This window comes from Cellulosimicrobium sp. Marseille-Q4280, assembly GCF_943181405.1.
GTDB lineage: Bacteria > Actinomycetota > Actinomycetes > Actinomycetales > Cellulomonadaceae > Cellulosimicrobium.
In genome coordinates this window covers 324679-344218 of record NZ_CALPBY010000006.1, presented here as the reverse complement: position 1 = coordinate 344218, position 19540 = coordinate 324679, and the positions used below count along the sequence as shown (strand labels likewise).

The following is a 19540-nucleotide window of genomic DNA, read 5'->3' as shown; positions in this document are numbered from 1 at the left end:
CCTGTGCCCGGAGTTTCTCCACATCGTTGTCCACAGCCTTGCCCACAGGGCTCTGTGCACCGTGCGCGCCGTTCGGCGGGAGGTCCCGCAGGGCCGTGGCCCGAGAAGCTGTGGGGCTGCGCGTCTGCCCGTTTCGCTACCGCTCATCAGGTATCTGCGGGAATCGGCTTTTTGCGAGGAAGATGGTTGAATACCACACACGATCCTCTTGTGCACGTCGGCCGCGGCGAAGCGGTCGGCCCCACCCCGAAGGGACACCTCCCCCAGTGAAGAGACTCCTCGCGGGCGCCCTGACCACGGCGCTCGCCCTCGGCGGGCTGCTCGTCGCCACCGCCGCCCCCGCCTCGGCCCACACCCCTGACGTCAGGGCAGACTGCGAGTCGCTCGACGTCCGCCTGTGGGCGTATGCGAAGAAGGGCAACGAGGTCACCGTCGTCGTCGACGGCACGACCGTCGCCGAGGAGCGCTTCGGCCGCTCCTACGAGGCGTCGTTCGAGCTCGACCCGACGGTCGACCACTCCTGGAGCATCTCCGTCGACGCGTCCGACGACAGCCGGTTCGACTGGTCCGACGAGGGCACGACGACTGCCTGCGCCCCCGTCGAGGGCGACGAGGTGCAGGTGGGCATCTACCTGTACCCCAAGCTGGACGCGGCGAAGCCGGCGGCCTGGGAGAACTCTGGCGAGCAGGAGCTCCTCGGGACCAAGACGCTCACGCTGTCCGAGGACGAGCTCCGCAACGACCAGCACTGGTTCACCGAGCTGCCCGAGACGACGCTGCTCGACGATGTCGACCTCTGCCTCGGTTGGGGCGTCCAGCAGGACCTCCTGCGCGGCGGACCGGACGAGTACACGATGCCGCAGAACATCACCTACCCCGACGGGTCGTCGATGGACGGCCGCCTCGTCGACTGGACCCACCAGGAGCTGTCCGACCTCGGCGTCGAGCTCCCGGCCGCAGAGGACTGCGCGACGCCTCCCGTCCCGCCCGCCGAGGACCTCGACGAGCCGGTCGTCGTCGTCCCCGAGGCGCCCGCCCCCGTCACGGTGTGCGGTGCGGACTCGACGAGCCTCGTCGCCCCGGCGAACACCGCGGACGTGACGTACCTCGTCACGGACGCCGGGATCCTCGCGACCCCGACCGAGGGGCGCATCTTCGGCGACGACCTCGCCGGGTACACCGCCACGGACGACGGCCTGCTGTACCCGGTCGACCAGCTCCTGCCCACCGCCGAGGAGTGCGCCCTGGTCCCCGGCGCGATCGAGGCCGTCTGCGAGGCCGACGTCCCGTACCTGGGCTACGCGGTCGCCCTGCCCGAGGGCGTCGAGGCCGAGGGTGACACCCCGCTGACGATCACGTTCCTGCACCCCAGCGGCGGCGAGGACTACGTCGTGACGGAGCAGCCGCTGTCGGGCAGCATCCTGTGGCCCGGCGCGTCGGCGACCGAGCCGAAGCAGTGGCCCGGGTACGTCCGCAACGAGGACGGCTCGTACACGCAGACCGAGGGCAACTTCGCGTGGACGCGCGAAGGTGTCCAGGTGCTGTTCGAGGTGAACCCCTCGTACCAGACGGTGGTCGACTACCCGCCGGCGTCGAGCGAGTGCGCGAACCCGCCGGTCGCTCCCGTCGCGGCCGAGGACGTCACTCTGGTGAGCGCCGGGGACGACGACCAGCTCGCCTCCACGGGTGCGACCGTCGCGGGTGCCGCGACGTTCGCCGTGCTGCTCGTCGCGGGCGGCGCGCTCGTGTTCTGGCTGCGACGCCGCGTGCAGGCCTGATCACCGGCCCACGCACACCGGTCGAACCCGGAGGCCCGTCGCGACGTGTGTCGCGGCGGGCCTCCGCCGTGCCCCGGCCGTCAGCCCCAGGTGTCGCGAGGCCCTGGGCCGCGGACGGCGCGTTTCCCCCGGCGGAAGCTGGGCCCCGCCGGGCCCAGCACCGTGACGCTCTCGACGACCCCCTCGCCGACCTCCTGCGCCAGACGTTCGAGCAGGCGGGGGACGAGCAGCCGCACCTGGGTCGCCCACGCCGTCGAGTCCGCGCGCACCACGAGGACCTTGTCCTCGAAGGTCTCCGGCTCGCAGTGGTCGGCGACCTGGTCGCCGACCACCTGGCGCCAGCGGCCGATCACGCCGCCGACCGACACGTCCGCGACCCAGTCGCGCTCTCGCAGCAGGTGCGCCAGGACGTCCGAGAGCAGCTGCGGGTCACGACCGCTCGGACGCGCTCCCGACGTGGGAGAGTCCGCCAGGATCCGACGACGGGGCTCCTGACCGGGCCGCAGACCCTTGGCGCGCGCGGCCGCCTTCGCCCGGTTGAGCGCCTGGCGCGCGACCTCCGCGGGCGGTGTCAGGTCCACCACGTGCCCGACGGGGATGCCCGTCGCTCGCGGAGCGCGGGTGTCGTCGTCGTCGCGTCCGCCACGGTCGTCCGGCTCCGCGCGGCCCTGGGCCGACGAGCTCTCGTCGTCAGGCGTCGACACGGGTCACCGTCCCGTCCTGGACGGCGAAGCGTGCGCCGTCGAGGATCGCCGGGACGTCCTCGGCGACCGCCGCGGTGATGATGACCTGTCCCGCGCCCGCGACGAGCTCGGCGAGGCGGTCGCGACGTCGCGTGTCGAGCTCGGCGAACACGTCGTCGAGCACGAGGACGGGCTCGCCGTCGGGGCCCCACTGGTCCGCCCACAGGAGCGAGTCGAGCCCTGCGGGAGCACCGTCCTTGAGCAGCCGGTAGGACGCGAGGCGCAGCGCGAGAGCGAACGACCACGACTCCCCGTGGCTCGCATAGCCCTTGGCGGGCAGACCGCCCAGCGTCAGGACGAGGTCGTCCCGGTGCGGGCCCACCAGGTTCACCCCGCGCTCGATCTCCTTCGTCCGTACCTCGCGCATGGCATCCAGCATGCGCTTCTCGAGCGTCGCCACCTCGGGGATGCCCGACGTCGGACCGTCACCCGCCACGACGCCCACCGGTGCCTCGGTCCCGCCCGCGTACGCTGTCGCCTCCCCGAGCGCCTCGTCGACCGACGACCGGTAGGCGACGAGCGCCTCTCCCTGCCCTGCGCTCACCTGCTCGTAGGCGTGCGCGACGTAGGGCGTCAGCGCGGCGACGAGCTGGAGCCGCAGGGCGGTGATCTCGGCGCCGAGGCTCGCGAGGCGCGTGTCCCACACGTCGAGGGTGGCGAGGGCGGCCTCCGTGCCGCCCGCCTGCGCGAGGCCCGCACCGTCGTCGGGCACGGGCGGCTCCGACGCGCGCGACGGGCGTCCCCTGCCCTTGCCGCGCAGCGCCGACGCGGACTTCAGCAGCGCGCCACGCTGCCGCAGGACCCTGTCGTAGTCGGCGAGGAGCGCGGACACGCGCGGCACCAGGAGGACGGCGAGCTGGTCGAGGAAGCGACGACGACCGTCGGGGTCGCCCTTCACGAGGGCCAGGTCCTCCGGGGCGAACAGGACCGTGCGGAGCACCCCCAGGACGTCGCGGGGGCGGGCGGCCGGTGAGCGGTTGATGCGCGCGCGGTTCGCCTTCCCCGGGTTGAGCTCGATCTCGACCGTGCTCGCTCGCTCGCCGCGCACCACGCGGGTCCGCACGACGGCGCGTGGCGCGCCCGCGCGGACGAGGGCGACGTCCCCCGCGACCCGGTGGCTCGCCAGCGTCGCGACGTAGCCGATCGCCTCGACGAGGTTCGTCTTCCCCTGCCCGTTGGGCCCGACCAGGGCGTTCACGCCCGGCTCGAGCTCGACGTCGACCGTCTCGTAGGAGCGGAAGTCGACGAGGGACAGGTGGGAGACGTACATGGTCTTCGGTGGTGGAGCTCGTCGGGGTCGGGCCGGCGTCGCGTGACCGCGCGGGTCAGGCGGGCGGCTCGAGCGGGCCCGCGCCGGGTGAGGCCGGTCCGGCCGCCTTGACGGCGTGCCCGCCGAACTGCTGCCGCAGCGCGGCGACCGCCTTGAGCGCGGGGGACTGCTCCTGGCGCGACGCGAACCGCGCGAAGAGTGCGGACGAGATGACCGGGAGCGGGACCGCGTTGTCGATCGCCTCGTCGACGGTCCAGCGCCCCTCGCCCGAGTCGTCGACCCAGTCGTCGATCGCGGTGAGCTGCGGGTCCTCCTCGAGCGCCTTCACGAAGAGGTCGAGCAGCCACGAGCGGACGACCGTGCCGCGCGTCCACGCCTTCATCGTGCCGTGCACGTCGGTGACGAGGTCCTTCGCGGCGAGCAGCTCGTAGCCCTCCGCGTACGCCTGCATCAGGCCGTACTCGATGCCGTTGTGGACCATCTTCGCGAAGTGGCCCGCGCCCACCCCGCCCGAGTGGACGAAGCCCTCCTCGCGCGGTCCCTCGGGTCGCAGGGCGTCGAACACCGGCATCGCGGCGTCGACGAGATCCTTCTCCCCGCCGACCATGAGCCCGTAGCCGTTCTCGAGGCCCCAGACGCCGCCGGACACGCCGACGTCGAGATAGCCGACGCCCTTGTGCGCCAGCTCAGCGGCCCTCGCCTGGTCCTCCTGGTAGTACGAGTTGCCGCCCTCGATCACGACGTCGCCCGCACCGAGCAGCTCGCCGAGCTCCGTGACGACGCCACGCGTGGGGTCGCCCGCCGGGACCATGACCCACACGATCCGCGGACCGTCCGTCGGCAGGGCGGCCACCAGGTCGGCGAGCGACGCGACGTCGGACACCTCGGGCCGAGGGTCGTACCCCGTGACCTCGATACCCGCGGCGCGGACGCGCTCGCGCATGTTGTTGCCCATCTTGCCCAGGCCGACGAGTCCGATGCGGGTGACCATGCGAGTCCTCCGGGTCCGTGTGGTGCGCTGTCGGGCGGGTGCCTCAGCCGGCGAAGCGGATGGGGACGAGCAGGTAGCGGTAGGCGGACGAGTCCTCGCCGTCCAGGGACTCCTGCCCGGTGAACTCGACCGGCTTGTTCGGGTGCGTGAAGCTCAGTCGGACGAAGTCCGTGCCGAGCGCGCCCAGGCCGTCGAGCAGGAACTGGGGGTTGAAGGCCACCGAGATCTCCTCGCCGACGAGCACGGCCTCGAGAGCCTCGGACGCCTGTGCGTCGTCGCCCTGCCCGGCGTCGAGGACGACCTGGCCGTCCGTGAACGACAGGCGGATCGGGGTGTTGCGCTCCGCGACGAGCGAGACGCGCTTCGCCGCGTCGATGAGGGGCGCGGTGGGGACGACGGCGTGGATCGGCGTCTCGTCGGGGAAGAGACGGCGCACCGCAGGGTAGTCGCCGTCGACGAGCTGCGAGGTCGTGTGGCGGCCGCCCGCCTCGAAGCCGATGAGGTCGACGCCGGCACCCGTGTTCAGGCCGACGTTCACGAGGCCCGAGCCGCCGAGCGACTTCGCGACGTCGTTGAGCGTGCGCGCCCGCACCAGCGCGACCGCCGAGTAGCTGGGCGTGACGGGCGTCCAGGTGAGCTCACGCAGCGCGAGGCGGTACCGGTCGGTCGCGAGCAGCGTGATGCGCTCACCCTCGATCTCCACCCGGACCCCTGTGAGGAGGGGCAGCGTGTCGTCGCGGCTCGCCGCGACGGTGACCTGGGCGACCGCGTGGGTGAGCTCGTCACCGGAGACCGTGCCGGTCAGCTCGGGCATCGCCGGGAGGGCGGGGTACTCCTCGACCGGCATCGTCAGGAGCGTGAACCGGCTCGCACCGCACGTCACGATGACCTTGGTGCCCTCGAGGACGACGTCGACCGGCTTCGCCGGCAGCGCGCGGGAGATCTCGGCCAGCAGACGTCCGGAGACGAGGACCGTGCCCGGTTCGCTCACCTCGGCGGGGATCTCCGAACGTGCGGACACCTCGTAGTCGAAGCTCGAGAGACCGATCGTGCCCGAGGCGTCGGCCTCGAGGCGGACCCCGGCGAGGACGGGGGCAGGGGGACGGGTCGGCAGGGTTCGCGCCGTCCAGGTCACCGCGTCGGCCAGGACATCACGCTCAACCCGGAACTTCATCCCACACCCTCTCGTCCCCACGTCCAGGATCGGACTGATCTTCACACGTGCCGGACGTCCCTGCTCGCCCGTGCCAGCCGGTGCCGCCCTGTGCGTCAGGACCGGGGTACCGGCGCCCGCTCGACGGCGGCGTGCGCGGTGCGTCCGGATGGTGCGGTCGGGATGTCGGCGGGGGTGGGGAAGAACGTCCTGTCCAGCATGAACAGTACGCGAGGACGACGTTGGGGAGGAACCGGGAGCGTCGGGGATGTGGACGGTGATGGCGGTGGCCGTGAGATCTCGGCAGGGTGCGGCACGGTCGCTCGTCCCGGCCTGATGAAGGCGCTCGAAATTTCTCCCTGATAGATCGTTCGTCGTCGTCATAGGGGTTGTGCAAACGGTGGAAAACGGACCTTCGTGCAGGTCAGAGGCTATTTCTGGGTGTGGACCGGGCCGTGGGCAGTGTGTGGGTAAGTCGCGCGGCCTGTGGGCGGCACATCTTTCCCCACACCCTGTCCACCGAGCGGAGGTGCTCTGTCCACACCTGGAGGCCCGTCGTCCACAGTTATCCACAGCGAGATGCACAACTGTGTACACCCATCGGGGAGGAGTAGTCCGCCCGGGGGGCAGTCATCCACAGCATGATGTGGGAAAACGCGGTGATCTCGCTCGTCCCGGGTGGGGATCGTGACGGTGTGGTCGACTCGGACGGCTGCGGTTCGAACGATGTGGTTGCCCACAGGTGTCCTGTGGATGGGTGTGGATATCTCCGCCCACACCGTGTGCACGACGGACCTCGACGCGGCCGCTCGTGCCGAGCCACGGCGGGACGGAGAGCAGACGAGTCGGTCCGCGGGCGCGACGAGGACCGGCCACACGGTGCCGTGGCGTGCATCACGCCGTCCTCGGCCACGGGTGACGCGGTCGTGCAGCAGGGCTGCGGAAGCGCTGGAGGTCACGACGAGGTGGGCGCGGGGAAGGGGTGACGACAGCGACGGTGACGTCCGCGGTAGTGGTGGCGGACGGTCCGACGGCGACGGACGTGCCGACGGTCAGCCGCGGTGCTGCTGCTTGATACGGCTCGTGAGCTCCGTGACCTGGTTGTAGGTCGAGCGCCGCTCCGCCATCTGCTCGGTGATCTTGCGGTTCGCGTGCATCACCGTCGTGTGGTCGCGGCCGCCGAACTGCTGACCGATCTTCGGCAGCGAGAGGTCCGTCAGCTCGCGGCACAGGTACATGGCGATCTGCCGGGCCGTCACGAGGACCCGGGAGCGGGAGCTGCCGCAGAGGTCCTCGATGGTCAGACCGAAGTAGGCCGCGGTCTGCGCGATGATCGCGGCCGGTGTGATCTCCGCGGAGTCCTCGTCCGTGATGAGGTCCTTGAGGACGATCTCCGCCAGCGGCAGGTCCACCTGCTGACGGTTGAGGTTCGCGAAGGCGGTCACCCGGATGAGGGCGCCCTCGAGCTCTCGGATGTTCGTCGAGATGCGCGAGCCGATGTACGACAGCACGTCGTCGGGGGCGTTGAGCCGCTCGCTGCTCGCCTTCTTGCGCAGGATCGCGATGCGGGTCTCGAGGTCCGGCGGCTGGACGTCGGTGATGAGGCCCCACTCGAACCGGGACCGCAGGCGGTCCTCGAAACCGTTGAGCTGCTTGGGCGGCAGGTCGGACGTGATGACGACCTGCTTGTTCGCGTTGTGGAGGGCGTTGAAGGTGTGGAAGAACTCCTCCATCGTCTGCTCCTTGCCCTGCAGGAACTGGATGTCGTCGATGAGGAGGACGTCGACGTCCCGGTAGCGGCGCTGGAACGCTCCCGCTTTGCCCTCACCGATCGAGTTGATGAAGTCGTTGGTGAACTCCTCCGAGTTCACGTACCGCACCCGGACGTTGGGGTACAGGTTGTGGGCGTAGTGCCCGATCGCGTGGAGGAGGTGCGTCTTGCCCAGACCCGAGTCGCCGTAGATGAAGAGCGGGTTGTACGCCTTGGCGGGTGCCTCGGCGACCGCCACGGCTGCGGCGTGCGCGAACCGGTTGGACGAGCCGATGACGAACGTCTCGAAGACGTACTTGGGGTTGAGCCGGCTCGGTTCGGCCTGTGGACGAGGCGGCGGCGGTGGCGCAAGGTCGGGGAGGTCGTCGTCCGGGTCGACGTACGGGCGCTCGACGGCGGGCCGTGAGGCAGGCGCCAGGACGGGCTCAGAGCTCAGCTCGGGGTCGACGGTGATGCCGAAGCGGACGTCCCTGCCGAGGCACGACGACATGGCGTTCACCAGCTCGTCGCGGACCCTGGTCTCGAGATAGGTACGCGTCTGCTCGTGGGGAACGGCGATGAAGACGGTGTCGTCGAGGATCGCGAGCGGCTTCGCCAGGCGGATGAACGCGATCTGGCGCGGGGTGATGTCCGGACTCGCCTCGAGGATGCTCAGGGTCTGTGCCCAGACGTCGGCGATGCTGTCGGCCGGGTTCGCCACGGGCGGTGTCCTCACGAGGTCGAGGGTGTGCGTCGACGTGCGGTGGCCGCGCGACGGAGGGCGCGAGTGGCGAGGGTCGACGGGTGTCTGGGGGGTGGTGCTGAGGTCGATCGTGCCACGTCAAGGCCTCATCCACATAGTTGTCCACAGGCTGTGGGTTACTAGCGTGACAATCGGCTGAGGTCAAGACGCGAGGAGGGACGAGGTGAGGATCGGGCCTCGCGGACGGCCGGCGACCCACGCGGCAAGGCCTCGGTAGGGACTGGTGCCGCCATGGGATCGGTGTGGTGCCGTCGTGAGGGCCTCGCCGTACCCGGGCTGGTTTGACCTGAGGACGTCCGGCAGCGTAGCGTCATACAGCCGTTCCAGGTGCTCTTGGCGCGCCCGCGTGGTCAGCGTGGGTCGAGCTGCGGCCGAGGCGCTTTCCCACAGGATCAGCGCGCTGCACACGGTCCACGTGCTGCTCGCACCAGGACGGCCGACGAGAGGGAAACCGCTCGTCAGCGCCACCCGAACCACCGACAGGGTCCACCGGAGCCTGTCACTGCATCGTCGAGGACATAGACGGTGTACCTCCCCGACGTTCTTGGAGTACCTCGTGAGCAAGCGGACCTTCCAGCCGAACACCCGGCGCCGTGCGAAGACCCACGGCTTCCGGCTGCGTATGCGGACCCGTGCCGGCCGCGCCATCCTGGCTGCCCGCCGTCGCAAGGGCCGCACCGAGCTCTCTGCCTGATCGCGTGCTCCCCGCGGCGCACCGACTGCGCCGTTCCGTAGATTTCGAACGGGCGGTGCGCCGCGGCGTGCGTGCTGGCAGGTCGACCGTGGTCGTCCACCTCTCCGAGGATGCTCGGGGCGGGGACGCGCCACAGGTCGGCTTTGTCGTATCCAAGGCGGTGGGGAACGCGGTGCACCGGAACCTCGTCAAGCGCCGCCTCCGCGCTTCCGTCGCGACGCATCTCGCAGCCCTCCCGGCGCGCAGTCGGACGGTCGTCAGAGCGCTCCCGGCCTCTGGGTCGGCGACCTTCGAGCAGCTCGACCGTGACGTCGCCCGTGGTCTTGACCGTGCCGTCTCCCGGTGGCGCGAGCACGAGAGCGCGCGGCCGTGACCGCGACTCGGATGCGGGACGCCCAGGCGACGAGCACGGTCGACGACGGTCCCGACTCCCCGGATCAGCAGCCGGACGCTGCCCGTGCGGGCGCGACGCACGCGGTGATCGATCTCCTGCGTCGCGTCCCGGCACTGGCTCTGATCGGGATGATCCGGGCGTACCAGTCCGTGATCTCGCCCATGACCGGGCCCACCTGCAAGTACTACCCGTCCTGCTCCCAGTACGCCCTGACCGCTGTCCGGCGGCATGGTGCGCTGCGCGGCACGGGCCTCGCTCTCTGGAGGTTGCTCCGCTGCAACCCCTGGAGCCTTGGCGGGGTCGACGACGTGCCGCCGGCACGAGACGCGCACACGCACCAGTCCTGAGCCCCGCAGCGGGCGATTCACGAGCTTTGTCAGAAGGTTAGGGAGCAGTCACCGATGGACTTCTTCGCGTTCCTCGCCCCCATCGAATGGGCCGTGGCGTGGATCATGTACCTGTGCCACCAGGGCCTGACGTACCTGGGCTTCTCCGACGGTCCCGGACCGGCGTGGGTCCTGTCGATCGTGGGCCTCGTCATCATCATCCGTATCCTGCTCATCCCGCTCTTCTTCAAGCAGATCAAGGCGTCGCGCGGCATGCAGATGCTGCAGCCCGAGATGCAGGCGATCCAGAAGAAGTACAAGGGCAAGTCGGACCCGGCGTCCCGTGAGGCGATGAGCCGCGAGACGATGGAGCTGTACAGGAAGCACGGGACCAACCCGTTCGCCTCCTGCATGCCGATCCTGCTGCAGTCGCCGATCTTCTTCGCTCTCTTCCGCGTGCTGAACGGGCTCGTGCCCATCTCGACCGGCCAGGACGACCCGATCGGCCCGATCGACGCGTCGGTCGCGAGCGACATCGAGAGCTCGTCGGTCTTCGGCGCGAACCTGTCGGACATCTTCCTGAAGACCCCTGACCTCCAGGCGCGGATCGTCATCGCGGTGCTCATCGTGGCGATGTGCGCCACGACGTTCTTCACGCAGCGCCAGCTGACGATGAAGAACATGCCGAAGGCCGCTCTCGAGGGCCCGATGGCGTCGACGCAGAAGATGATGCTCTACGTCTTCCCCTTCATCTTCGCGGTCTCGGGTGTCAACTTCCCGGTCGGTGTCCTCGTCTACTGGACCACGACGAACCTGTGGTCCATGGGGCAGCAGTTCTACACGATCCGCCGGATGCCCGCGCCCGGCTCGGAGGCGGAGCGTCTGCTCAAGGAGCGCCAGGCACGCAAGAAGGCGGCCAAGGGCGTCGTCGAGGACGCAGCTCCGGTCATCGAGGAGCCGCGCGGCCAGCGCCAGCAGCCGAAGCGCAAGGACCGCCAGAAGAGCCGGCCGCAGATCTCCGGGCCGGCCGCTGCGACCAACGGGCAGAAGAACCCGATCGAGGACGCACCTGTCGTCGATGAGGGCCCGAGTGATCCGCCAGCCACGGGGCCGGCGAAGAAGCCCAAGAAGAAGCAGTAGACCCCGCGCCGTCGCGCGACCCTGCCGCACCGAGGAGCATCCGTATGCCATCAACCGATACCCCCGTGCCCGACGACACCACCGCCGAGGAGACCACGTCCCGACAGCCGACCCGCCTCGAGGAGGAGGGTGAGATCGCGGCCGACTACCTGGAAGAGCTGCTCGACATCGCCGATCTCGGTGGGGACATCGACATCGACGTCGAGCACGATCGTGCGGCGGTCGAGATCGTCGCGGACGACGACTCGGAGCTCGGGGCCCTCGTCGGCGAGGACGGCGAGGTGCTCGAGGCCCTTCAGGAGCTGACCCGGCTCGCCGTTCAGGCGCGGACGGGGGAGCGGAGTCGTCTCATGTTGGACGTCGCCGGGTTCCGTGCGCAGCGGCGTCGTGAGCTGACGGCACTGGCCGAAGAGGCGATCGCGAAGGTCCGTGTCGAGGGGGCGACGGTGACCATGGACCCGCTGAACGCCTTCGAGCGAAAGGTCGTCCACGACGCCGTTGCGGCGGCCGGGCTCCGCAGCGACTCCGAGGGCACGGAACCCCAGAGGTACGTGGTCATCCATCCCGCCCAGTAGTCGTGCCACCGAGCGCCCCCTTGTTTCACGTGAAACGGGGGGCGCTCGTCGTTGGTGAGGATGTGTCGCCGAGGCGTCGCGGTAGGCGTCGAGACGTGTTTCACGTGAAACGATGGAGCGTGGAACGAGACGAGGGAGGACAGCGGATTCATGGATGCTGAGATGGGGGCTGGGCTCGGGTCGCGGTTCGGCGAGTCGGAGCTGGCGGCCTACTTCGGTGACGCGTATCCCCAGGTCGCGACCTACGCGCGGCGCCTCGAGGACGAGGGAGAGCTCCGTGGCCTGATCGGTCCGCGCGAGGTGCCCCGCATCTGGGATCGACACATTCTGAACTCCGCTGCTGTGGTTCCGTTCCTTCCGGAGAGCGGCCTGATCGCGGATATCGGGTCGGGTGCGGGTCTCCCGGGGATCGTGGTGGCCGCGCTGCGCCCCGAAGCGTCGGTCTACCTGGTCGAACCGATGGAGCGGCGCTGTGCGTGGCTGACGGAGATCGCCGACGACCTTGGTCTGGCGAACATCGAGGTCAAGCGGGGGCGCGCCGAAGAGTTTCACGGGGCGTTCGAGTGCGACGCAGTGACGTCCCGCGCTGTCGCCTCCCTCGACAAGCTGGTGCGGATGTCGATGCCCCTGGTACGGCCGGGCGGAGAGATGATCGTCCTGAAGGGGCGAAACGTCGCCCAAGAGGTCGACCCTGCGCGGAAGGCGATCCGCAAGTTCAAGGGGTCCGACCCTGAGATCTTCGACGCGCCGACGATCCCCGGAGTGGAGAGTACGACCGTCGTCCGTATCGTGCGGCAGACTGGGACCCGCTGAGCAGGCGTCTCGGGATCGACGAGGCGTGTGACGAGAGACCTGTCGGGGAGAGCCTCGAAGGCCCGGTCCATGAAGCTCGGCGTCTGCTGGTCGAAGAGTCGAAGAGGGAGAGGCGCGTGACCGAGAGCACCCACGAGGTCGACACCGGTGCTACGGGCTGGGACGGCGGTGCCGACAGACTCTCGGAAGGGAGCGTCCCCGCCGAGGACGATCGGCGTGCCGCCCTCATGGCAAGCCTCCCTCAGACGGACGAGAGCACACCGCTGGCGTCACAGCTAGCCATCGATGCGCGTCGTCGGATCGATCTCCAAGGACGCCGGTTCCCCCGACCGACCGCTACGCGGATCATCACCGTCGCCAACCAGAAGGGCGGCGTCGGGAAGACCACCACGACGGTGAACATCGCTGCGGGCCTCGCGCAGGCCGGCTTGAACGTGCTGGTCATCGACAACGACCCTCAAGGCAACGCGTCGACAGCTCTGGGAGTCGACCACCGTGCTGGTACTCCGTCGATCTACGAAGTCCTGGTCGACGGCTCACCTCTGGAGTCGGCGGTTCAGCAGTGCCCCGACATCCCGACCCTGTGGTGCGTCCCGGCGACGATCGACCTCTCGGGTGCGGAGATCGAGCTCGTGTCGATGGTTTCACGTGAAACGCGGCTACGACGCGCGCTCGATGTGTACCTCGAGCAGCGCGTCGCCGCGGGTCTCGACCCGATCGACTACGTGCTCGTCGACTGCCCGCCAAGCCTTGGCCTCTTGACCATCAACGCGTTCGTCGTCGGGCGTGAGGTGCTCATTCCGATCCAGTGCGAGTACTACGCGCTGGAAGGCTTGAGTCAGCTCCTCAAGACCATCGAGCTGATCAAGGCCCACCTCAACCCCGGCCTGCACGTCTCCACCATTCTTCTCACCATGTATGACGGGCGGACGAACCTCGCGCAGCAGGTCGCGTCCGAGGTGAGAGAGCACTTCCCGGACCAGACGCTCCGCACGACTGTCCCGCGATCCGTGAGAATCTCCGAGGCACCCAGTCATGGACAGACAGTCATGACCTACGACGCAGGGTCGACGGGCGCGCTGGCATACCTCGAAGCAGCGCGCGAGCTGACCCAGCGCGGGCCAGGCGTCGTGGCTCCGTTGGACCCGTCGCAGGACGGACGGTCGATGGATGTGAGCACCGCTGGGCAGCAGCTCGACGTGGACGTGGACGCGGATCGAGGCTCGGAGCCTGCTCCGAGCGCAGGGCGGCCTGCCACCAGCCTCTCGGAGCATGGCGGCGTCGACTCGCTCGACCACCGCGCCGACAACCCAGAGCATGGCGTCGACAACCCGGAGCACACCATCACGTCCCCTGATGACAGTTCTGGCAGCTCGCAACGTGCCGACGAGGCTCGGGAGCAGCGCGAGGACGGCTCGGAGCACGGGGCGGGCAGCGTGACGGACGCCGAGGACGTGGATGGTGTCCGGATGATGAGGAACGAGCACGAGTTCGCCGCGTCCATCGGTGGACCGGCAGTCCGACTGGAGGAGCAGCGATGAGTGAGAAGCGGCGCGGATTGGGACGCGGTCTCGGTGCGTTGATCCCGACGAGCTCTGAGGGCAAGCGCCCCGTCGACGTGTTCTTTCCGAGCGCGCCGGTGAGCGATGGCGACACGCACGGCAAGGAGTCGATCGCGGACGTGACGGCCGCTCCTGGCGTCGACCCCGTGCAGGGTTCCGGTGCGGAGACGGCCGTCGCAACGCTCAACGATACGCCCGGTCCCGCTGACGTCATCGGAGTCGTCAGCCTCTCGGAGCAGGACCTGGCTGAGCTCAGCGCCCTCGAAGAGGCACAGACGGATGAGGCAGCTCGTGCGGAGCAGCCGTTCATCGCAGGGGAGGCGGCTGCGACCGACGCTCGAGGAGCTGCGACAGACGCCGCGGTCAGAGATTCCGGCGCCACCGTTTCACGTGAAACATCCGGGGCTGCCGTGGGCGAGGACGAGAGCACCTCGTCGTCCGCGAGCACGGACCCGCTCGACGCGGAGCTGCAGTGGATCGGAGGCGCCGGGGACGACCTGGTGCCCGTCCCGGGGGCGCGATTCGCCGAGATTCCCGTCGAGTCGATCCGGCCAAACCCTCGGCAGCCGCGGACGGTCTTCGACGACAGTGATCTCGAGGAACTGGTCGGTTCGATCCGAGAGATCGGTGTTCTCCAGCCGATCGTGGTTCGTCCAGTGCCGGGGGAGAACGGCTCCTACGAGCTCATCATGGGTGAGCGTCGGTGGCGCGCGACCCAGGCGGCAGGCATGTCCGCCATCCCAGCGATCGTGCGCGAGACCGACGACGCAGACCTCCTGCGCGACGCGCTCCTCGAGAACCTCCACCGGAGTGCGCTGAACCCCCTGGAGGAGGCGGCGGCCTACCGACAGCTGCTGGACGACTTCGGCTGCACTCACGAAGAGCTCGCCGAGCGGATCTCCCGGAGCCGCCCGCAGATCTCGAACACCCTGCGCCTGCTGCGGCTCCCTCCTCTCGTGCAGCGCAGGGTTGCAGCCGGCGTCCTGTCCGCCGGCCATGCCCGCGCGCTGCTGGGCCTCACCGACGGCGGTGAGATCGAGCGACTGGCTCAGCGCATCGTCGCGGAAGGGCTCTCTGTGCGCGCCACTGAGGAGATCGTCGCCATGGGCGGGCTGGATCAGGAGCGTCGGCAAGCCCGGACCCCGAGGGCGGGACAGCGTTCGGCTGCCATCGACGAGCTGGCAACGCGCCTGTCCGATCGGTTCGAGACGCGGGTCAAGGTCGATCTCGGGAAGAACAAGGGCCGTCTGACGGTGGAGTTCGCGTCTGTGGAGGACCTGAACCGGATCCTCGATGTGATGGCTCCGGAGGATCCGGGTCTGCTGCGGCAGTAGCAACGGCGGAGCACGGCAAGGATGCTCGCGGCGTCCGGGTATCTCTCGCCCGTCGGCGCGTCGGCGCGTCGGCCCGTCGGCCCGTCGGCCCGTCGGCCCGTCGGCGGTTGGCTGGCCTGCCTACCCGTGGCACAGGCGAGCCTCGGGCGACGCATCGCGGCACCGTGCCCCCAGGCTGCGTCGGACTCAGCCACTTCGTCCGCGCCCTTGCACGCGGACAAAGTATCCATGCGTTCCCCGACGACCAGGCTGTTTCACGTGAAACGGGACCGACGACGCCCGATCCGAGCGTTCTCTGGCAGGGCAGGGGAGAACGCACGGCGGCCGTTATCATCAGTCGGTCCGGTCGGTTCCACGTGAAACGTCCATGATTCGGCTGCCAGATCGACGTGACGTCGGGGTGCCGAGGGCGCTAAGAACGGGTCAACTGCGAACCCTCGCCAGGCCGGCACGACCGGTTTCACGTGAAACACGATCGCGTTGGCCGCCCAGAGGGACGGAGCGCTTTCCAGCGATCGTTGCCGCGCGACGCGACGCAACGACACGTGACGCTCCCGCTCCGACCAGGCGGCACTCGTTCGAGCGGCACGGACGGCAATCGGTTCGAGCAGCACTGGCGCCACATCTGCGATCAGTACCGAACTCGCACGCAGCGCCGGTGAAAAGGACGTGACCCGGCGGATGTGGAGAGGGATCCTCGGTTCGTGCACCCGTCGTTCGCCCCTGAGACCACCGCCGACCAAGCACGTGCTCTGCTCGAGTCGGCAGGGTGGCGCCTGGTCGGAGCGGGGGACTGGGCGTGGGTGCTCGCCTCCCCGGACGATCTCTGGGCGGCTCGCGTCACGCCCTTCGACCCGGCCTTCCGCCTCTTCGCCGATGCCTGCCTCGTAGGCTCGCCGAATCGTTTCCTCGTCCGTATCGACAGTCTCGTCCCGCTGCGCCACAAGGGGTACGTCGTCTACATGGAGCGCCTCCACCCCGCAGACGAGGATCGCGCCGCACGACTCGTGAGGTCTCTCGGTAGGGGCGGCACAACCAGCGCGCCTCCTCAGGGCTCCCGCGCCGACCTGGTGGAGCACGCCGCCATCGACGATCTGCGCCTCCAGATCAACGACCTGCTGGCAACGGGTGGGCGACGCTTTCGGACCTGGGGCGGAGCAGACATCCGTCCGGGCAACATCCTGCAGACGGCGGGCGGTCAGCTGCGCCTCACCGACCCTCTCTTCGTCCACGGCCCGACCATCGTCACGGCGATCCGTGAAGGGCGTGCCGATGCCCTCGGAGATTTCTCGCGCGCGGACCTCGAGGACTTCCTGCGGATCCCTGCCTTCGCGCGAAGCACGGACACGGAAGCACTGCGGTCTGCGTTGGACGCTCTCGGTGTCGAGAGCTCATGACCAGGGCTCCCGATCGCACGATGCCGGCGGCGCGTCGGTCGGGTGTTCTGCATTACCCGCAGCAGGCATGGATGCGCCGGCGAGCAGGGAGGTTCCACGTGAAACGCTGCAGCCTCTCAGGGCTACGGCGTGCCACGATCGAGACGTGAGAGCCATACGTCGCGGGCCTGGCGTGTTTCACGTGAAACGCTGGTCGTCCCGCGCGAGGGGCAGGGGAGCAGGACAACAGGGTCGCGCGGAGCAAGTGCGCGCGACGACCGCTGTCGCGGGACGTGGGAGGGCGGGCCAGTCAGGGCTCACTGTCCGACGCGGCCGGACGCGGTCAGGCGCGAGCTCAGCGCGAGCGGACGTGGAGGTCCACGAGAGCACGGTACAGAGCGGGCAGATCAGCCCCGGCCGCTCGCGCTGCCTGCGGGAACAGCGACGTCTCCGTCATTCCCGGTGCCACGTTGACCTCGAGGAACTGCACCACTCCGTCGGGGTCCACGATGACGTCGGTACGGGAGAGGTCGCGCAGCCCGAGAGCGGAGTGCGCCCGAACAGCCACGTCCTGCACCGCCTGGAGAACAGAGTCGTCGAGACGGGCCGGAGCGAAGTACTCGGTTCGGCCGGGGTTGTACCGCGCGTCGTAGTCGTAGGGGCCGTCGGTCACGATCTCGACCGGCGGGAGGGCAGAGGGACCCGAGCCGAGGTCGACGACGCTCACCGCGAGCTCTACCCCCTGCACGGCGCGCTCGATGAGCGCGACCTCCCCATACGCGAAGCAGTTCACCATCGCGCGAGGGAGTGCATCGGCCGAGGTGACCAGCGTGACCCCGAGGGCAGAGCCGCCGTGGGTGGGCTTGACCACGAGGGGCAGTCCCAGGCGTGCCACGACGGCATCGAGGACCGGTTGCGCGCCGAGCTCGCGGAACAGGCTCTGGGGGAGGGTCACGTACTCGGGGGTGGTGATCCCGGCACCGAGCACGGTGCTCTTCGCCACCGGCTTGCTCCAGGCGGAGCGGCTCTGCCGGGGCCCGGTTCCGACGTAGGCCAGCCCGAGCAGCTCGAGCATGTCGCGGACGGACCCGTCCTCGCCGCTGGCGCCGTGGAGGAGGGGCCACACGACGTCGGGGCGGTGCTTGTCCAGGAAGGACAGGAGCGTCGCGTCGAGGTCGTGCACGGACACGTCGAGGCCGGCGGCGCGCAGGCTCTCGGCGACGCGTCGACCTGACCTCAGAGAGACGTCTCGCTCGTGCGAGAGCCCACCGGCGAGGATCACGACATGCCCTGCAGGCTCCGAAGTAGTGTCGGAGCCACCCGGACGAAGTCGCTGGTCAGAGGGCTGATCCGTACCAGCCGCCCCCACTGGACGGGATGCATGGGCCCCTGCCGCGCGCGCCGCGCGCGCGTCGGCCTGCGAGGGGGTGCCTGTGGTCGTGTCCACGGTCGGACTCCTTGTCGACGAGCCCGCGCGGAGTCACGCGCCGAGCCCACGGTGAGATGGCTGTGGCGATCAGGCCAGATCGGGCGAGGGGTTCTCGACGTCCGTGAGGTCGGGGTCGAGTGCAGCGCCGGTCCCGAAGATCTCGACGAGCTCGCGCTCGGCGTTCACGACGCCGGCGAGGCGGCGCACACCCTCCCGGATACGGTCCGGGGTGGGGAAGCAGAACGAGAGGCGCACATGGTCGGCTCCGGTGCCGTCCGCGTAGAAGGCCGTGCCGGGGACGTAGGCCACGCGGGCGGTGACCGCTCGCGGGAGCATCGAGCGGGCGTCGAGTCCCTCAGGAAGCCGCACCCAGGTGTAGAAGCCTCCCTCGGGGACGGTCCAGCGCGCCGTCGGGAGGTGCTCCGAGAGCGCCCCGATCATCGCGTCGCGACGCTCGCGGTAGAGCTCGCGGAACTGCTTGATCTGGCCCTTCCAGTCGCTGGTGTCCAGGTAGGCCGCGATGGCGAGCTGAGACGCGTTCGACGGGCACAGGATCGCGGACTCGCTCGCGAGGACGAGCTTCTCCCGGACCGCGTGGGGGGCGACGACCCAGCCGACCCGGTAACCCGGGGCGAACGTCTTCGAGAACGATCCCAGGTAGAGCACCCCGTCCTCGTCGAGGGAGCGGAGGGCGGGCAGTGTCTGACCGTCGAAGCCCAGGAGGCCGTAGGGGTTGTCCTCGATGACGAGGACCCCGTGCCGGCGCGCGATCTCCAGCACGCGAGGACGCCTCTCGGCGGACAGGCTCACACCGGCGGGGTTGTGGAAGTTCGGGACCGTGTAGAGCAGCTTGACCCGCCGGCCCTCGGCCGCAAGGGCGGTGAGCGTCTCCTCGAGCGCTTCAGGGACCAGTCCGTGCTCGTCGAGGGGGACGTGGACGACGTCGGCCTGGTAGGAGCGGAAGACGCCCAGCGCTCCGACGTAGCTCGGGGCCTCGGCGACCACGACGTCGCCCGGGTCGATGAAGATCCTCGTGACGAGGTCGAGGGCCTGCTGCGACCCGGTCGTGACGACGACGTCGTCGGGGTGGCAGTCGATGCCCTCGAGCCGGACGATGTCGAGGATGCGTTCGCGCAAGGTCTCGTCGCCCTGGCCCGAGCCGTACTGGAGCGCTGTCGTCCCGCGCGTCGCGACGAGCCGCTGCATCGTGTCGGCGATCGTGTCGAGCGGCAGGCCCTCGAGGTAGGGCATCCCGCCGGCGAGCGACACGACCTCGGGGCGGTTGGCGACCGCGAAGAGCGCCCGGATCTCCGACGCGCGCATCCCGTGCGCGCGCTCTGCGTAGGCGCCGAACCACGGGTCGAGGCGGGTCCCGGCGGAGGTCGGCTGAGGGGGAGGGGTGGGCGCGCTCACGTTTCCCAGTCTCGCACGGCGCATCGGGGGATCCCG

Annotated in this window: 17 protein-coding genes; 10 read left to right on the top strand and 7 right to left on the bottom strand. The window is 69.7% G+C overall.

The genetic code is table 11. The annotated features are described in order from the left end of the window. Positions 1 to 266: 266 nt before the first annotated feature. Positions 267 to 1778 carry a hypothetical protein gene (locus NFS20_RS16915; RefSeq protein ID WP_251152961.1) on the top strand — a complete coding sequence of 504 codons (1512 nt, stop codon included), beginning with the start codon at positions 267 to 269 and terminating at the stop codon, positions 1776 to 1778. Between the two features lie 80 nt (positions 1779 to 1858). Here NFS20_RS16915 and NFS20_RS16910 read toward each other — a convergent pair whose 3' ends face one another. The 5 genes from NFS20_RS16910 to dnaA all read right to left on the bottom strand — a co-directional run bounded on the left by NFS20_RS16910 (position 1859) and on the right by dnaA (position 8421). Beyond that, positions 1859 to 2359, bottom strand: a complete 501-nt coding sequence (locus NFS20_RS16910; protein WP_463106409.1) for a DciA family protein — start codon at positions 2357 to 2359, stop codon at positions 1859 to 1861. Between the two features lie 109 nt (positions 2360 to 2468). Next, a complete protein-coding gene (locus NFS20_RS16905; protein ID WP_251152959.1) occupies positions 2469 to 3791 on the bottom strand; it encodes a DNA replication/repair protein RecF in 1323 nt (440 codons plus the stop codon). A 55-nt stretch (positions 3792 to 3846) separates the two neighbouring features. Then, the gene (gene gnd / locus NFS20_RS16900) at positions 3847 to 4782 is read right to left on the bottom strand and encodes a phosphogluconate dehydrogenase (NAD(+)-dependent, decarboxylating) (RefSeq protein WP_251152958.1); all 936 of its coding nucleotides are present in this window, start codon (positions 4780 to 4782) and stop codon (positions 3847 to 3849) included. A gap of 43 nt (positions 4783 to 4825) precedes the next feature. Next, positions 4826 to 5956: a DNA polymerase III subunit beta gene (gene dnaN / locus NFS20_RS16895; protein WP_251152957.1), complete on the bottom strand. Its 1131-nt coding sequence runs from the start codon at positions 5954 to 5956 to the stop codon at positions 4826 to 4828. Positions 5957 to 6987: 1031 nt separating this feature from the next. After that, on the bottom strand, positions 6988 to 8421 hold the full coding sequence (dnaA, locus tag NFS20_RS16890; protein ID WP_463104029.1) for a chromosomal replication initiator protein DnaA: 1434 nt from the start codon (positions 8419 to 8421) through the stop codon (positions 6988 to 6990). A gap of 583 nt (positions 8422 to 9004) precedes the next feature. Here dnaA and rpmH point away from each other — a divergent pair. From rpmH to NFS20_RS16845, 9 genes are all read left to right on the top strand, one after another. Then, positions 9005 to 9142: a 50S ribosomal protein L34 gene (gene rpmH, locus NFS20_RS16885; protein WP_012880118.1), complete on the top strand. Its 138-nt coding sequence runs from the start codon at positions 9005 to 9007 to the stop codon at positions 9140 to 9142. Continuing rightward, positions 9081 to 9515 carry a ribonuclease P protein component gene (gene rnpA / locus NFS20_RS16880; protein WP_353050476.1) on the top strand — a complete coding sequence of 145 codons (435 nt, stop codon included), beginning with the start codon at positions 9081 to 9083 and terminating at the stop codon, positions 9513 to 9515. Before rpmH ends, rnpA begins: the two co-directional genes overlap by 62 nt. Continuing rightward, positions 9512 to 9883, top strand: a complete 372-nt coding sequence (yidD, locus tag NFS20_RS22385; RefSeq protein ID WP_463104031.1) for a membrane protein insertion efficiency factor YidD — start codon at positions 9512 to 9514, stop codon at positions 9881 to 9883. The genes rnpA and yidD overlap by 4 nt, the downstream gene beginning before the upstream one ends. Positions 9884 to 9937: 54 nt before the next feature. Then, positions 9938 to 11002, top strand: a complete 1065-nt coding sequence (gene yidC / locus NFS20_RS16870; protein ID WP_251152956.1) for a membrane protein insertase YidC — start codon at positions 9938 to 9940, stop codon at positions 11000 to 11002. 44 nt (positions 11003 to 11046) lie between these two features. Continuing rightward, positions 11047 to 11577 carry a Jag family protein gene (locus NFS20_RS16865; protein ID WP_251152955.1) on the top strand — a complete coding sequence of 177 codons (531 nt, stop codon included), beginning with the start codon at positions 11047 to 11049 and terminating at the stop codon, positions 11575 to 11577. A 150-nt stretch (positions 11578 to 11727) separates the two neighbouring features. Then, the gene (gene rsmG / locus NFS20_RS16860) at positions 11728 to 12390 is read left to right on the top strand and encodes a 16S rRNA (guanine(527)-N(7))-methyltransferase RsmG (RefSeq protein ID WP_251152954.1); all 663 of its coding nucleotides are present in this window, start codon (positions 11728 to 11730) and stop codon (positions 12388 to 12390) included. Positions 12391 to 12506: 116 nt separating this feature from the next. Beyond that, complete coding sequence (locus NFS20_RS22175; RefSeq protein WP_285821146.1) at positions 12507 to 13931, top strand: AAA family ATPase; 1425 nt, start codon at positions 12507 to 12509, stop codon at positions 13929 to 13931. After that, positions 13928 to 15286, top strand: a complete 1359-nt coding sequence (locus NFS20_RS16850; RefSeq protein ID WP_251152953.1) for a ParB/RepB/Spo0J family partition protein — start codon at positions 13928 to 13930, stop codon at positions 15284 to 15286. The genes NFS20_RS22175 and NFS20_RS16850 overlap by 4 nt, the downstream gene beginning before the upstream one ends. A gap of 704 nt (positions 15287 to 15990) precedes the next feature. Beyond that, positions 15991 to 16683 carry a hypothetical protein gene (locus NFS20_RS16845; protein WP_251152952.1) on the top strand — a complete coding sequence of 231 codons (693 nt, stop codon included), beginning with the start codon at positions 15991 to 15993 and terminating at the stop codon, positions 16681 to 16683. A gap of 334 nt (positions 16684 to 17017) precedes the next feature. Here the strand turns inward: NFS20_RS16845 and NFS20_RS16840 are convergent, their stop codons facing one another. Together NFS20_RS16840 and NFS20_RS16835 are read right to left on the bottom strand one after the other, a co-directional pair. Further along, positions 17018 to 17944: a D-alanine--D-alanine ligase family protein gene (locus tag NFS20_RS16840; RefSeq protein WP_251152951.1), complete on the bottom strand. Its 927-nt coding sequence runs from the start codon at positions 17942 to 17944 to the stop codon at positions 17018 to 17020. Between the two features lie 234 nt (positions 17945 to 18178). Beyond that, a complete protein-coding gene (locus NFS20_RS16835; protein ID WP_251152950.1) occupies positions 18179 to 19528 on the bottom strand; it encodes an aminotransferase-like domain-containing protein in 1350 nt (449 codons plus the stop codon). Positions 19529 to 19540 lie beyond the last annotated feature (12 nt).